Consider the following 13,569-nt stretch of genomic DNA (forward strand, 5'->3'; position numbering starts at 1 on the left):
CCCCGGCGAGGACCAATGACCCTCGTGAACAGCAGCCACGCGGCGCAGACTGACATCATGACCACAATCAGGCGCATCGCGGAGGCGACCGCGTTAGTTGGCGCGCTCTACTGTGCGCGGCGTTACTACCGCAATTGGGGCACTACGAAAGCGGAAACTCAGATGCGGTTGCCCGGCGACGCCCTGGTCGGGGATCCGGTGATTCAGGTGACGGAGGCCGTCTACATCGACGCCCCGGCATCGGCGGTCTGGCCGCAACTGCAGAAGAATCCGTTCGGCTTCAGCGATGACGCCGACCCGCCACAGCCGTCGGGACCACAGCTCGCGGTGGGCGACGAGCTGCGCCTGACGCCCGCGGGGTGGATGGGCCTGGCCGATGGCGTGACCCTGACGGTCGAGGAAGTCGTTCCCGAGCAATACGTGGTCTTCCAAGCCAACCGAACCCATCCGAGCTGGAACGCGGTGTTGTCGTTCCACGTGCAGCCGCATTGGGAGGACCGGGTGCGATTGCTCGCCCGAGCGAGGATCGCGTTACGTCACCCGGGTGAGATCTTTGCGATGGAACTGGCCAGGCCGGTAATCGCACTGGGCACCAGGGGATGGTTGCTCGGCACCAAGCACCGCGCGGAACGCACCGCAGCAGCGTCCGTCAATGCGGCCGTCTCGCCTTCTGAAAAGACCTGAGCGGCAATGATTCTTGAGAGGTTCTACCGTGCGTGACACGATCCCGCTGGGACGGATCGCCGGGTTCCGGGTGAACGCCCACTGGAGCGTCATCGTGATCCTGTGGTTGTTCACCTGGAGCCTGGCAACCACCCTGCCCCACGATGTGGCGGGGTACCCGCGCGGTGCATATTGGGCAGCCGGTGCGGGCGGCGCGCTGGTGCTGTTGGGTTCGCTACTCGCACATGAATTGGCACACGCGGTCGTTGCCCGCCGAGTGGGCGTCGCGACCGACGCCGTCACGCTGTGGCTGTTCGGCGGTGTCACGTCCTTGCAGGGCGAGGCGCAGACACCCAAGGCGGCTTTCCGGATCGCGGCCGCCGGTCCCGCGACCAGCCTCGTGCTGTCCGTGACCTTCGCGGGACTGGCGATCATGTTCGAGTCAGCGCACATTGCGGTGATCGCCGTGAGCGTCGCATGGTGGCTGTCCGCGGTCAATCTCATGCTGGGCCTGTTCAACCTGCTACCGGGAGCTCCGCTGGACGGTGGGCGTCTGGTGCGGGCCTTCCTCTGGCGCCGCCACGGCGACCGGGTGCGGGCAGCCGTGGGAGCGGCACATGCCGGGCGGATCGTGGCCATCGTTCTGATCACCCTGGGCCTCGCTGAGTTTGTGGCAGGCGGTCTGATCAGCGGTGTCTGGCTGGCATTCATCGGCTGGTTCATCCTCGCCGCCGCACGCGAGGAAGAAGTGCAGGCGACCAATCAACAGATGTTCGGTGGAATGTGCGTCGCCGACGCGATGACACCGAAACCGCACACCGCGCCCGGGTGGATTTCCGTCGAGGATTTCATTCAGTGTTACGTGCTGGGTGACCGTCACTCCGCCTACCCGATCACCGAACGCGACGGTTCGACCGTTGGCCTGGTGACCCTGCAGCAGCTCCGCGGCGTCGCGCCCGGCCTGCGCGCGACGACAAGGGTGCGCGATATCGCTCTAACGCTGCAGAACGTACCCGTTGCGGCACCCGGAGAGCCACTGAATGCGTTGCTGCAGAGGATGAGTCCGGTCGGGCCCCGCAGCCGCGCCCTCGTGATGGAGGGAGCCGACGTGGTCGGCATCGTCACAACAGGCGATGTCGCGCGGCTGATCGACGTATACCGGATCGCCAATCCCGAACCTGTTCCAACACCGGTCGAGTCCAGGGAGATATGAGATGAAACCGATCATCGTGGGAATTGACGGCTCCCAGGCAGCGATCGCAGCCGCCCTGTGGAGCGTCGACGAGGCGGTCGGCCGCGGCCGGCCGCTGCACCTCGTCGCGGTCATCAAACAGACTCACCCATCGGCGGACGACTACGCCCGCGACCTCAGCCACGCCGAAACATCGCTCAAGCTAGCACAATCGGCGATCGAGGCCGGCGCCAAACCGGTCGAGATCACGACCGACATCCAACGGGGGCCCGCGGCAACGGTTCTCATCGAGGCGTCACGCGATGCCGAGATGGTCTGTGTCGGCTCGGTGGGTATCGGGCGCTACGCCCGGGCGTTGTTGGGTTCTACCGCAGCCGATCTCGCGGAGAAGGCCTACTGCCCGGTCGCGGTCCTGCGGACCGATATCGAACAGCCGCCGGTCAATTGGATCATCGTCAGAATGACCCATGACAACGACGCTGTGGTCGAGTATGCGGCCTGGGAGGCGAAACTTCGCAAGGCCCCTCTGCTTGCCCTCGGCGGTCGCCCCGAGGAGCTGTCCGAGCACACCGACGGTGAGTTCGAACAACGGGTACACGCTTGGCAGCAGATCAATCCCGAGGTCCGCGTCTATCCGATCACCACACAGTCCGGGATCGGGAAGTTCCTGAGCGCCAACGACGAACGCGTCCAGCTGGCGGTGATCGGTAGCGACGAGGCCGATCAGCTCACGCAGCTGGTGGGGCCGTCGGGACACGCGCTTTTCGCACACCCCCACTGCTCGGTGCTCGTCGTCCGCGGGTAACACCATGACCGTGCCGGCCAGTCACCCGTGCATCGTCGTCGGGATCGACGGTTCAAGGGCGGCGATCGATGCCGCGCTCTGGGCTGTCGATGAAGCGGTGGTACGGGATATCCCCTTGCGCCTGCTGTACGCGATCGAACCGGGGGATTTCGCGCAGACCCCGCCAGACCGGCCGGCTCGCAAATTGGCCATCGCCGAAAACGCCGTCCGCTACGCGAGCGTGACCACCGAGGCCGCGGGCAAGCCCGTCCGTATCGAGATCGAGATTGCTCAACAACCGCCCATCATCGCATTGACACGAGCTTCGGCATCGGCGGCAATGGTGTGCGTCGGCGCCGTGGGATTGCACCACTTCCGCGCCGAGCGGGCCGGCTCCACGGCGGCGGCGGTGGCCCAGTCTGCACATTGCCCGGTAGCGGTGATCCGCCGTCATGGCGATCGAGCCGGACGCGATGAACACTGGCTCGCCGTGGACCCGCAGGCTGCGGCCGACTCCGACGCCGTGATGAAGACAGCCTTGGACGAAGCACGGCTACGCGGTCTACCGCTTCGCGCGATCAGCCATGGGCAGCGCGTTGGCTGCGATTACCCGGATCGCCGCCTCGAGCGGTGGCGGCGACGCTACCCGGATGTCGACCTGCAGACCACGGAATCGAGGGGCAGTCTGGTGGAGTATCTGGCCGGCCACGGCCGGCAACTGCGGATGGTGGTCGTCGGGCACCGTAATCAGGACGCGGTGCGACAACTGCTGGGGCCGGCCGGTAACGCGGTGCTGCACAACGCGGACTGTTCCCTGCTGATCGTCGATCGTCCGAACCTCTGAATCGGGCACCGCACCCGCCGCGCCAAGGAGGGACTTCGGACCCTATGCGGACGCCGCGATCACCGAAATGATGAGGTTGCCGGTTGCTGTCGAGGGGTGTCGGGGCCCGCAGGGGAGTAGGAATGGCTGCCAGAACTGGAGATCCGTCTCGGCTGACCGAGGCCAGAGTCGACGAACTCGCGCGCGAGTTCCTGAGGTCGGCCTATGCCGACAGCGCGTACATCGATTGGACGCTGGACCGACGTCTCGAGGGATTTCTGCACCGCTGCGGGCTTGACTACCTAATCGAGGACGGCGACGCCTACGACCTGGTCCTGGACCGGGTGATGGTCCATATCGGTACGTCCTCCCGCCCGGCTTTCGGCAACGCACCGCGCCGGCGACCGTCCGCCAACTGAGCGCCTCCCCCCGCTCGGTGCCGGGGCTGCCGCTTGACCGCCAGCGTGCCGGAAGCCGCCGTCAGGTCTCGAGTTTTAGACTGGCCTTGCGTGAGCCATGACGAGAGAAGCTGACCTGCTGCTTTTGGCGTGACTCTGAGGGTCAGCCCGGGAGGATTCGCAATGGTGAAGGTTTTCTTGGTCGATGATCATGAGGTCGTCCGGCGCGGGCTGGTCGACCTGCTCGGCAGCGACTCCGAGCTGGAAGTGATCGGTGAAGCGGGATCCGTCTCGGAGGCGATGGCCAGGATTCCCGCGTTGCGGCCCGATGTCGCTGTCCTGGATGTGCGGCTTCCGGACGGCAACGGCATCGAACTGTGTCGCGACCTGCTGTCCGCCGTTCCGGATCTGCGGTGTCTGATGTTGACCTCATTCACCTCCGATGAGGCGATGCTGGAGGCGATCTTGGCCGGTGCCAGCGGTTATGTCGTCAAAGACATCAAGGGCCTCGAACTCGCCCGGGCGATCAAGGAAGTCGGTGCGGGCAAGTCGCTGCTCGACAATCGGGCAGCCGCGGCCCTGATGGCGAAGCTGCGTGGCGGCGAGGAGAAGAAAGATCCGCTCGCGGCGCTCACCGAGCAGGAGCGCACCCTGCTCGGCCTCCTGGGTGAGGGTCTGACCAACAGGCAGATTGCCGATCGGATGTTTCTCGCCGAGAAGACAGTGAAGAACTACGTATCCCGGTTGCTGTCCAAACTGGGTATGGAGCGACGCACGCAGGCAGCGGTGTTCGCCTCCAAGCTGGGCTCGGAATCCGGTTCGCGAACGCCGCCCCGGTAGGGCGCTTTTCGTTTTCTGGTCTACTGGCTTCATATTGCGGACACGCGCGTCGTGAGCGGCTTCTGACCTGTCGCATTTCGGCGAATCAGTGGGCTGACGGTGCAGTCGGGAAGTGGCCGCCGGAGGCCGATGTGATTAAGCTGATGAGCGGCGTCCGGGCGTGGCGGGCAGGGCCGGAAGCCGATCATCGTCTTGGAGGTACAGCTCGGGTGGGCAAAGACGAGCACGGTTCAGCCTTCGCTGGTCTCGGTCAGCCGGGACTGGTAACCAGGATGCATCAGCAGCTCGACGAGTTGATGGCAGCCCGCGATCAGATGGAGCGGTTGCTTCGGGTCATCGTCGAAATCGGTTCCGATCTCGACCTTGACGCCACGCTGCGCCGGATAATCCTCGCGGCCAAGGAATTGACCGCAGCGCCGTATGGGGCACTTGCGGTCCGCGACGCGGATGGAACGCTGCTCTCCTTTGTCCACGCGGGGATCGATGAGGTCACCTCCAGCAAGATCGGTCACCTGCCGGTCGGCAAGGGAGTGCTCGGAGTTTCACTGGTCGAGACGCCCGCGCTCCGGCTGCAGAATCTGACCCGGCATCCGGCAGCCGTCGGTTTCCCCGAGCATCATCCACCGATGCGCGCCTTCCTGGGCGTGCCGATCATGATCCGGGGCGCGGTTTTCGGCAGCCTGTACCTGACCCACGTCGACCCCGGCCGTGAGTTCACCGAATCCGACGAATTCGCGGCACGCGCGCTGGCCTTCGCCGCGGCGGTGGCCATCGACAACGCGCAGGTCTTCGAGCGCGAGCGCACCTCGGTCAAATGGATGGAGGCGAGCCGCGAAATCACCACCGCCCTGTTGGCCGGTGACCACGCGCCGCGACTACCCCTGCAACTGATTGCCGAGCGGGCATGCACGCTGACTGCCTCCGAGCAGGCGATCGTCCTGGTCCCCTTCGATTCCGACGTGCCGCTCGACGAGGCCGACACCCTGGTGGTGTCCGCCGCCGTCGGCAAGCATTCCGACGAGGTGATCGGGCAGCGGGTTCCGGTGGACGGCTCTACCAGTGGCTCCGTCTTTCGCTCCGGCGAACCGGTGATCACGGAATCGTTGAGTTATCCCATCCCGGCCTTCACCGACGTCGGACAGCGCTCGGCGATTGTGATGCCCCTGCGTGCCCATGATCAGACGGCGGGAGTGCTGGCAATTGCCCGTGACGCCTACCAGCCGCCTTTCGAAACCAGCGACCTCGACCTGGTCGGCCAGTTCGCGAAGCACGCGGCGATAGCGCTGATGCTGGCTTCGGGCCGGGAGAATGCGCGGCAGCTCACAATTCTGGCGGAGCGCGAACGGATCGCCCACGACCTGCATGACCACGTGATCCAACGGCTTTTCGCCGCCGGAATGGACTTGCAGGGCACCCTGGCCAGGGCCCGCTCGCCCGAGGTCGCCGACCGGCTCAACCGCACGCTCGACGACTTACAGAAGATCATCGAGGAGATTCGCACCACGATCTTTCAACTGAAGCTGCCCGTGGGAGCCGACAGTGGTTTCCGGCACCGCTTGCAGCAAATCGTCGCCGACCTCACCGACAACCGTGCCATCTACACCACCGTGCACATGGATGGACCCATGAGCGCCGTCGAGGGTGAGCTTGCCGAACACGCCGAAGCCGTTGCCACAGAGGCGATCAGCAATGTGCTCCGGCATTCCGGTGCGTCGAGAGTGACCGTTGAGGTCAGCGCCGCCGATATGTTCACCCTGATGGTCAGCGATGACGGCCACGGCGTACCGGTCGACAACCGCCGGCGCAGTGGCTTGGCAAATCTGCAGCATCGTGCCGAACAACTCGGCGGCAGCTGCGAAGTCACGAGTGCGCCGGGAGAAGGCACCCGGGTGCTCTGGACCGTGCCGTTACCCGAGGCTTGATTTCCGGGGAATCAGCGCACCACCAGCACCGATCGTCCGGTGTGCCCGAAATGGGGATCGAGGGGGCCGATCATTTTGGCGACTTTGTCGGCGTCGGCATGGCTGACCACCACGAGTTGAACGGATTCCTGTGTGTCGCTGAGGAATTCGGCCGCACCGTCCCTGGCGGCGGCCGGGCGAACGTGCACGCGGGGGTGTTTCGCCACCCACCGGCCCAGTCGGTGTTCTAATTGTTGGTACGGGATCTCGCCAAAACCCCAGCGCCACACACCCAACGCCAGGATCGGCGCATCCCGCAGTTCTGCCTCGCGGAAGCCGTGCTCGAGCACCAGGTCGTTTTCCACGGAGTCGTCGACGACGACCGCGATCGACCCCGAATCTGGCTTCTGGGCGCCGCGATTGGTTCGGATGACGGCCGCCGGGCACTGCGCCCGTCTGGCGACATTCTCAGCGGTCGACCCCAGCACCCGGCGAGCAAGCCAACCGATGCCCACCGAACCCACACAAACCATTGTCGCGCTGCGAGATTCGTTGATCAGCACTCTGCTCGGTGGCCCGACCACCAGATCGGTTTCGATCTTCACCGGTTGTTTCATCGCGTGCACCGCGGCGCAGGCGGCGCGCAACGACGTCTCACCGTATTCGATATCCAGGTCGGCATCGCCGGGCGGGGCGCCTGCGGGCGGTGCCGTGACGGCATAGACAAGACGCAGTGGGATATCACGCGCGCGGGCTTCGGGAACGGCCCAGCGGGCGGCGTTGATCGCGGCTTCCGACCCGTCGATGCCCACCACAATCCAAGTCGGGGACTCTGTGAGGTCCATAGTGCACAACGCTATTCGGCCAGGGTGCCTGCCGGCAGGGTCGTTTGACACCTGCTCGCACGGCTTTGGTCCCGCGAGCGGGCTTGCCGCGCAACAGCGAAGGTCTCAGGACTGTGCGGTCGAGGACTTAAGGCCCGTGACCGTAGGCCTCCGGGGCAATAGCGTCATGGGTAGGCATTGAAGGAGGACACCATGTCTACCACCGTGACACGTTATGGCGTCGTCGTAGGCGTCGACGGATCAGCCGCATCGAATGCCGCCGTCTTCTGGGCCGCGCACGAGGCGGAGATGCGCAACGTCGCGCTGACCCTGGTCCATATGTACAACCCGGTCGTACCGACCTACCCGCAGCTGCCGACACCTTCCGGAGTTGCGTTGTGGCAGAAGGACGATGGTCATGAGGTCCTCGAGCAAGCCGTCAAGATCGCCGAGGAGGCCCTGTCGGCGAATCGAACGATTGCCATCACCAGCGAGGTCAAGGCGTCGGCCCCGGTGCCGACGCTGGTCGACATGTCTCGCGACGCCGACATGGTCGTCGTGGGTTCCACCGGACGAAGCGCGATCGAGCGGGTCCTGCTGGGGTCGGTCAGTTCGGGTTTGGTGCACAGCTCGAAATGCCCGGTCGCCATCGTCCGCGAAGAAGCGTCGTGGCTGCCGCAGTCCAAGAACGCCCCGGTGGTCGTGGGTATCGACTGCTCGCCGACGTCGGAACTCGCCTTGGCCATCGCCTTCGACGAAGCCTCACGTCGCGGGGTCGAACTCACGGCCGTGCACGCCTGGAGCGACATGGCCGTCTACCAGCTGCCCTGGTTGGAGTGGCGATCGGAAGCCGAGCGGAACCTGGCCGAATACCTGGCTGGCTGGCAGGAGCGGTATCCCGACGTGAAGGTCAACCGGGTGATCGTGCTTGATCACCCCGGCCGCGCCCTGACCGAGGAGGCTGCAGCCGCACAGCTTGTCGTCGTCGGAAGCCACGGTCGAGGTGGTCTGACCGGCATGCTGTTGGGATCGGTCAGCAACGGCGTGGTGCACGCGGTGCGGGCGCCGGTGATCGTGGCGCACCCGAACTGACGATGGTGCTCAACGCCACTTGATGCCACAACCGATCGACGGCCGCTGATTCGGGTCTACCGGCCGGCCGGCAAGCACCGCTTCGACCGCGGCCCGTACGTCGGCGCCCGTGACCGGCAGGTCGTTCTTCGGCCGCGAGTCGTCGAGCTGGCCCCGATAGACAAGCCGGCGGTCGCCGTCGAAGACGAAAGTGTCGGGCGTGCAGGCCGCCGAGAATGCGCGCGCGATGTCCTGGGTCTCGTCATACAGGTACGGGAAGGTCCAGCCATGGCGTTGTGCCTCGGCGACCATCTGATCGGGCCCGTCCTGTGGGTAGGTCGTCACGTCATTGCTGGAGATGGCGACCATCGGCACCCCTTTGTCGATCAGATCTCGGCCGAGTTCGGCGAGACCGGCAGCCACGTGCTGGACGTAGGGGCAGTGATTGCAGATGAAGGTGACGACCAGCGCGGGGCCGGTCAGATCGTCGAGGCTGAGGGTCGCCCCGGTCGCGGGTTCGGGCAGAGCAAACGGCGGTGCGGGCGTGCCGAGCTCGAGCATTGTCGATTCGATGGCCATGCCCGCCAGCGTACGTCTGTCGTGCCGGCAGGAGTGCTCAATGCCTGGCAGTCCGGATGCGAACGGGACCGCGCCACGCGGTGTCCGGATCCAGCACCTCACCGCGTTGGGTGATTTCCACCTGACCGGACTTGGCGAGCTCCCGCGCGATCCGGCGCGCCTCGTCCATCAACTCACGCCAGTTCTCGCCGCCGATCGCTCGAGCCGCGTCCGACGGGCAGGTGCTGCTGTCCGGGCCCCGCAGTTCGGCCAGCGCAAGCATCGCGGATTCCAGCCGTTGCCCGGACGGTCCGTCGGCCAGGGCTATCTCAGCGTGATGCGAGCTCGGGCGCCGGGCGGCAACGGCTCGGCTTAGTTCGGCACGAAGTTTCTGAGCCACATCCGCCAGTCAAGACCAACCCGGGCCGTACCGGCCACCAGAACCGCGTGACGCGGTGTCCGCACTGCCTAGGCGCTCTAGGCCCTGGCTGATCTCGATCTCGACTCGCTGATCGTCGTCAAGCGAGCGGAAACTTGACAGCACCCTGTGCCATATCAATTTCTCTTGCGCGAGTCTGTACGCCTGCACACAACCGAATGCGTAGATCCGAATCGTTCAATCAATGCTTCTTCTTGGAATGCAGCAAAGACTCGGCTTGCGAACCTTCGACAACTTTGGAGCGCTTGTCGGCGCGCTTCTCCTTTAGAGATTTGCCGGATTTTTTGGTCATGGTCTGTCGGGGAGATTTGTCAGACATCGCGACCCCTTCGCTTTGGGGGCCTATGTCGGTCCCGGTGAACCGAGTGTACGCCGCCACGGGTGTCCTCGTGCACCGCGATTTAGCGGACGGCGAAAACCGGCGCTGCCAGACCAGCCTCCGCACGCCGTGGACTCCAAAATGGCAGCACCCGGAATCGCACAAGACAAATTTAATTCACCCCAGCAAACTCCGCGAAAATTCGCGACGCCGTGTAAGGGCGACACCCATAGTGATTTCCTGCTCGCGGCACTCGTCGCTCATCGAGCAACGCCCCTGGGGAGCGAGCGCTGCCCTATTCGAGGGTTGCCGCCTCTTCGGCCTCACCCATCAAGAGATTCTCGACCGTGGACACATTGTTAGGGCCGGCTGCCGCCATCATGGTGATGTGCGCTTGGTCCGGATCGGCATTCGCCGAAACGACCAATAGCACGATTTTATCGCGATTGAGTCCGACGACTTCGATGGTGTTGGCCGGCTGGCGACGATATCCATCGAGCCGCACCATCCGCCCGCCCGTCGCGAACTTCGCAGGTGACTTGGTCCATTCGTCGACGTGGTAGATCACCCGCGAGATCGGGCCGAGGCGAACGGACAAGACAGACAACAGATCTGGGAGTTCAGCTGTGAGCGTGTCGGTGCGCGGCTGCCACGCGCCATCGACGTACCCGCTGAGCGGCGCCTTGGGTTTGAGGCGCAAACGCGGTGTGCGTTCGGGTGGGGTGTGTCGACTGCCGGTGTCGGTGTGGGCATTTCTCAGCGTCATTGCGACGCTCCCGTCTTGACCGCGAGACCGGTCAGATTCTTCGAACCGGCAACGACGTGACTTTGACTAGCCACGCGCGAGTTGTCGCCGGTCGTTCTCACACTACTCGGTATCGCTCGGCAACCAACCCGGGCATGTTTCGTCCTGTCCATCGGCCGGCAGCCCTCGGCGACGAATCGCGGTGCGCACCCGGCGCCACGTCCCGCGCCGAATTCGACGCTTCGCATGCTGATGACCGGCCGCCCGGCACCCAGGCATCGTTATGCTGGCTGAGCGCCGGCCACGGCCGGCGACCAGCATGGTTGGGTGGTCCGTTGCCCGGAAGAGATACCCGAAGGTGAGGCGAGGTAGTTGGCAGCCGTGTCGGCCGTGGTGCTATCGGGCAAGGGCGGAACAGCCAAGACGTTGTGGCAGATGATGCTGGCGGGTGAGGCATCGCGGTTGGGCATTTCGACGTTGCTGGTCGACGCGGATCCCGAGCGGAATCTGTCCAATCACTTCGGGGTGTCGCAGCACTCGACCGGGTTGGGGTCAGTGCTCGAGGATGCCGGCATCAACTTCTGGGGAGATCCCGGCACCGCCGCCAAACGGCTCGACGAGGAGATCATCGATACCAAGTGGCCGAACGTCGAACTGGTGCCGGCCGGAGCATCGTTGACCCGGGTGGCCGGGGTGGGCGTTTCGGACACCGGCCTGCTACGCGGCATCTTCGCGGCGGCCGGGGTGTTCGACCGCTATGAACTTCTGCTGATAGACACCGGGGGCCGCACCGGCTCGCTCGAGGCGCTCGCCATGCATCTGGCCGATGTGGCGTACGCGCCGATCGCGCCGACCGGTGACGCGGTCCGGAAGGCCATCGAGGCCCGCAACAGGGTCGAGCGCATCCAGCGCACCCACCCGCTGAAGTGGTGCGGGGTCGTCTTGTCCGGCTTTGACAGCCGCAACGGCATCGAACAGACCATCCGCGAAATGGTGTACCGGGAGTTCGGCGAGGAGGTACGTGCCGAGGTCCCGCGGCGGGCCATCATCAACGAAGTCTTTCAACTCGGAGACCGGCTGGGTGACCGCCACGAGTTGGTCGCGCGTCAGCTGGCGCCCATCTTCCGCCGATTTCTGGAGGAGGACCTGCTGGGTCGGCGATGAGTCTCGGATCTTTCCGGGGTCGGTAGTGACATGCGCTCACTGATCGTCACTCAGAACATCACCCTCGACGGCTCGATCGAGATGCTGGGGGACTGGTTCAACCCGGAGGCACACGACGACGAACTGACGGCCGAACTGTGCCGCCAGGACGAAACCGCCGATGCCTTGCTGCTGGGCAGGCAGACATTCTGTGATTTCCGTAGGTACTGGCCTCATCAGACCGATGACCCCACCGGCATCGCCGACTACATCAACAGCGTCGCCAAGTACGTCGTGTCCTCGACGATCACCGACCCGCAGTGGAGCAACTCGACGATCTTGTCCGGCAATTTCGTGGAACAGGTCAGGACGCTCAAGGCGGCACCGGGCGGTGACATCGTGGCCACCGGCAGTATCACCTTGTGCCACAGCCTGATCGCCGCGGGACTGGTCGACGAATACCGGCTGTTCACCTACCCCTTCGTCCAAGGGGGCGGTCGCCGACTCTTCCCGGACGGCACAACCATTTCCGGACTGCTCCCGGCGGCTGCACCGGTGACGTTTCCCGGCGGGGTCACGCTGGCTAGCTGGACCGCCCCGAGATCGCCGGCCCGTCGCTGATATTCAGCTCGCCGGCGAGTGCACTACCGACCGCTCCGGCTCCTAAAGCGTTGGGGTGCAAGGGTGCGGCGAGATGTGACAGCTCGAATCCTTCGATATACCTGTCCTCGGGGGCGGCGCACATGTCGTGTCCGACCGACACCGGTCGAGTATCGAAGAAGTCAATCTTCAACGCCGCGGCCAATGTGCGCTGCTGATCGTCGATCTCGTCGACTTTGGCCTGGAAGTAGTCGGCATCTTTGGGGTTGATGGGCTGCTGTCCAAAGCATCCCCCGGGCCGTATGTAGGTCGCGTAGCCGACCAGCACGATCCGTGCCTGTGGGGCTTTGGCCCGCACGGCGCCAATCATGGCTTCCCACAACGGTATCTGCCTGCGGATCGCCGCGCTGAACCGATCGGTGCCGCCGGGGACGAAGTCGGCGAAGCAGGGCGGCTGCGCCAGCGAGTTCCTGCGGCACTGCGCCGCGCTGCTGGCCAGACCGACGTCGTTTCCGCCGATGGTGATGGTGATCAGCTCGGTGTCGGCAGTGACCGCGTCGATCTGCCGGGGGACTTTGCCGCCACTGGTCGCCTGTTCTCGATCGGTGATGTCGGCAGCAGTGGCACCGCTACAACTGACGTCGACGAAACTGGCGGCGCCGATGCGGCGGGCCAACACCGCCGGATAGTCGTTCGTCGACTTGAAGCACCCCGGCGGGCCGGCGGCGTCGGGTACCAGTGGCGCCGCTGCCGCCGAGTCACCGAGGGCGACATACTTCCCGGTCCGGCGGACGGATTCGATGCCCCGCGACGCCGAGGTTGCGCAGACCGCGGTAACCGCAACCAGCGAGGCGGCGACGCACACCGACGCTCTCCGTCGCCATCTGAACAATCCGGTCATTTCACGCCAAGGGTAGCGAAGGAGCCGTGAGTCGCTGACCACGTGACCTGCGGCGCTTTCTGGATCGGCGGGGAAGATCCCTGGTAGACGCGTCTTTCTGGCAGCGATCCCTGAAAATCAGCGAGACGGTGGACGAAGCCGCCGGAGCCAAACGACTGTCGCAGTAATGCGGTAAGTACATAATGCCGAGTTTGTCCAACCAATAGTCATACGGCTGTCCCAAAAATTGTTGCACTACCTAATCAACTCCGCCGCGGCCGGAGCACAGCCCGTTCGGAGAATTTGCGAAAAACCAGGTCAACCTGGTCCGTCCGGCGATTAGTGGGACACGCGACCCAGTCCGAGCCTGTCCCGTGCAGCAATTCACG

General features: G+C 64.9%; 16 protein-coding genes. 10 read left to right on the forward strand and 6 right to left on the reverse strand.

Annotated features, from left to right (window positions below; all coding sequences use genetic code 11):
• Window positions 1–54: 54 nt before the first annotated feature.
• From AWC08_RS30625 to AWC08_RS30655, 7 genes are all read left to right on the forward strand, one after another.
• Entirely contained in the window at window positions 55–684 is a 630-nt protein-coding gene (locus AWC08_RS30625; protein ID WP_069432873.1) for an SRPBCC family protein, read from the forward strand.
• 28 nt (window positions 685–712) lie between these two features.
• Complete coding sequence (locus tag AWC08_RS30630) at window positions 713–1,876, forward strand: site-2 protease family protein (RefSeq protein WP_065134729.1); 1,164 nt, start codon at window positions 713–715, stop codon at window positions 1,874–1,876.
• Between the two features lies 1 nt (window position 1,877).
• Window positions 1,878–2,660 (forward strand): universal stress protein, encoded by a 783-nt coding sequence (locus AWC08_RS30635; RefSeq protein ID WP_065134730.1) that lies wholly within the window; start codon window positions 1,878–1,880, stop codon window positions 2,658–2,660.
• A 4-nt stretch (window positions 2,661–2,664) separates the two neighbouring features.
• A complete protein-coding gene (locus AWC08_RS30640; RefSeq protein WP_069432855.1) occupies window positions 2,665–3,483 on the forward strand; it encodes a universal stress protein in 819 nt (272 codons plus the stop codon).
• Between the two features lie 122 nt (window positions 3,484–3,605).
• Window positions 3,606–3,881, forward strand: coding sequence for a hypothetical protein (locus AWC08_RS30645; protein WP_065134732.1), 276 nt, complete (start codon window positions 3,606–3,608; stop codon window positions 3,879–3,881).
• 162 nt (window positions 3,882–4,043) lie between these two features.
• The gene (gene dosR, locus AWC08_RS30650) at window positions 4,044–4,700 is read left to right on the forward strand and encodes a hypoxia response regulator transcription factor DosR/DevR (RefSeq protein ID WP_065134733.1); all 657 of its coding nucleotides are present in this window, start codon (window positions 4,044–4,046) and stop codon (window positions 4,698–4,700) included.
• Window positions 4,701–4,972: 272 nt separating this feature from the next.
• Window positions 4,973–6,622, forward strand: a complete 1,650-nt coding sequence (locus AWC08_RS30655) for a sensor histidine kinase (protein ID WP_172835173.1) — start codon at window positions 4,973–4,975, stop codon at window positions 6,620–6,622.
• A gap of 11 nt (window positions 6,623–6,633) precedes the next feature.
• On the opposite strand, the gene AWC08_RS30660 is transcribed toward AWC08_RS30655, so the two are convergent.
• Complete coding sequence (locus tag AWC08_RS30660; RefSeq protein ID WP_069432856.1) at window positions 6,634–7,446, reverse strand: universal stress protein; 813 nt, start codon at window positions 7,444–7,446, stop codon at window positions 6,634–6,636.
• A 192-nt stretch (window positions 7,447–7,638) separates the two neighbouring features.
• Here AWC08_RS30660 and AWC08_RS30665 point away from each other — a divergent pair, with 192 nt between their 5' ends.
• The gene (locus AWC08_RS30665) at window positions 7,639–8,517 is read left to right on the forward strand and encodes a universal stress protein (protein ID WP_065134736.1); all 879 of its coding nucleotides are present in this window, start codon (window positions 7,639–7,641) and stop codon (window positions 8,515–8,517) included.
• A 9-nt stretch (window positions 8,518–8,526) separates the two neighbouring features.
• On the opposite strand, the gene AWC08_RS30670 is transcribed toward AWC08_RS30665, so the two are convergent.
• The 4 genes from AWC08_RS30670 to AWC08_RS30690 form a co-directional block, all read right to left on the reverse strand.
• Entirely contained in the window at window positions 8,527–9,075 is a 549-nt protein-coding gene (locus AWC08_RS30670) for a thioredoxin family protein (RefSeq protein WP_065134737.1), read from the reverse strand.
• A gap of 37 nt (window positions 9,076–9,112) precedes the next feature.
• A complete protein-coding gene (locus tag AWC08_RS30675) occupies window positions 9,113–9,454 on the reverse strand; it encodes a DUF3253 domain-containing protein (RefSeq protein WP_083271021.1) in 342 nt (113 codons plus the stop codon).
• Window positions 9,455–9,674: 220 nt separating this feature from the next.
• Entirely contained in the window at window positions 9,675–9,812 is a 138-nt protein-coding gene (locus tag AWC08_RS37240; protein WP_167545005.1) for a hypothetical protein, read from the reverse strand.
• A gap of 295 nt (window positions 9,813–10,107) precedes the next feature.
• A complete protein-coding gene (locus AWC08_RS30690; protein ID WP_069432858.1) occupies window positions 10,108–10,578 on the reverse strand; it encodes a DUF5994 family protein in 471 nt (156 codons plus the stop codon).
• A 360-nt stretch (window positions 10,579–10,938) separates the two neighbouring features.
• Here AWC08_RS30690 and AWC08_RS30695 point away from each other — a divergent pair, with 360 nt between their 5' ends.
• Both AWC08_RS30695 and AWC08_RS30700 read left to right on the forward strand, forming a co-directional pair.
• The gene (locus AWC08_RS30695) at window positions 10,939–11,721 is read left to right on the forward strand and encodes a ParA family protein (RefSeq protein WP_232007749.1); all 783 of its coding nucleotides are present in this window, start codon (window positions 10,939–10,941) and stop codon (window positions 11,719–11,721) included.
• 30 nt (window positions 11,722–11,751) lie between these two features.
• Entirely contained in the window at window positions 11,752–12,321 is a 570-nt protein-coding gene (locus AWC08_RS30700) for a dihydrofolate reductase family protein (RefSeq protein ID WP_069432860.1), read from the forward strand.
• On the opposite strand, the gene AWC08_RS30705 is transcribed toward AWC08_RS30700, so the two are convergent.
• Window positions 12,284–13,165, reverse strand: a complete 882-nt coding sequence (locus tag AWC08_RS30705; protein ID WP_159460040.1) for an SGNH/GDSL hydrolase family protein — start codon at window positions 13,163–13,165, stop codon at window positions 12,284–12,286. The two genes, AWC08_RS30700 and AWC08_RS30705, sit on opposite strands and share 38 nt — an antisense overlap.
• Between the last annotated feature and the right edge of the window lie 404 nt (window positions 13,166–13,569).

This window comes from Mycobacterium gordonae (assembly GCF_002101675.1).
Taxonomy (GTDB): domain Bacteria; phylum Actinomycetota; class Actinomycetes; order Mycobacteriales; family Mycobacteriaceae; genus Mycobacterium; species Mycobacterium gordonae.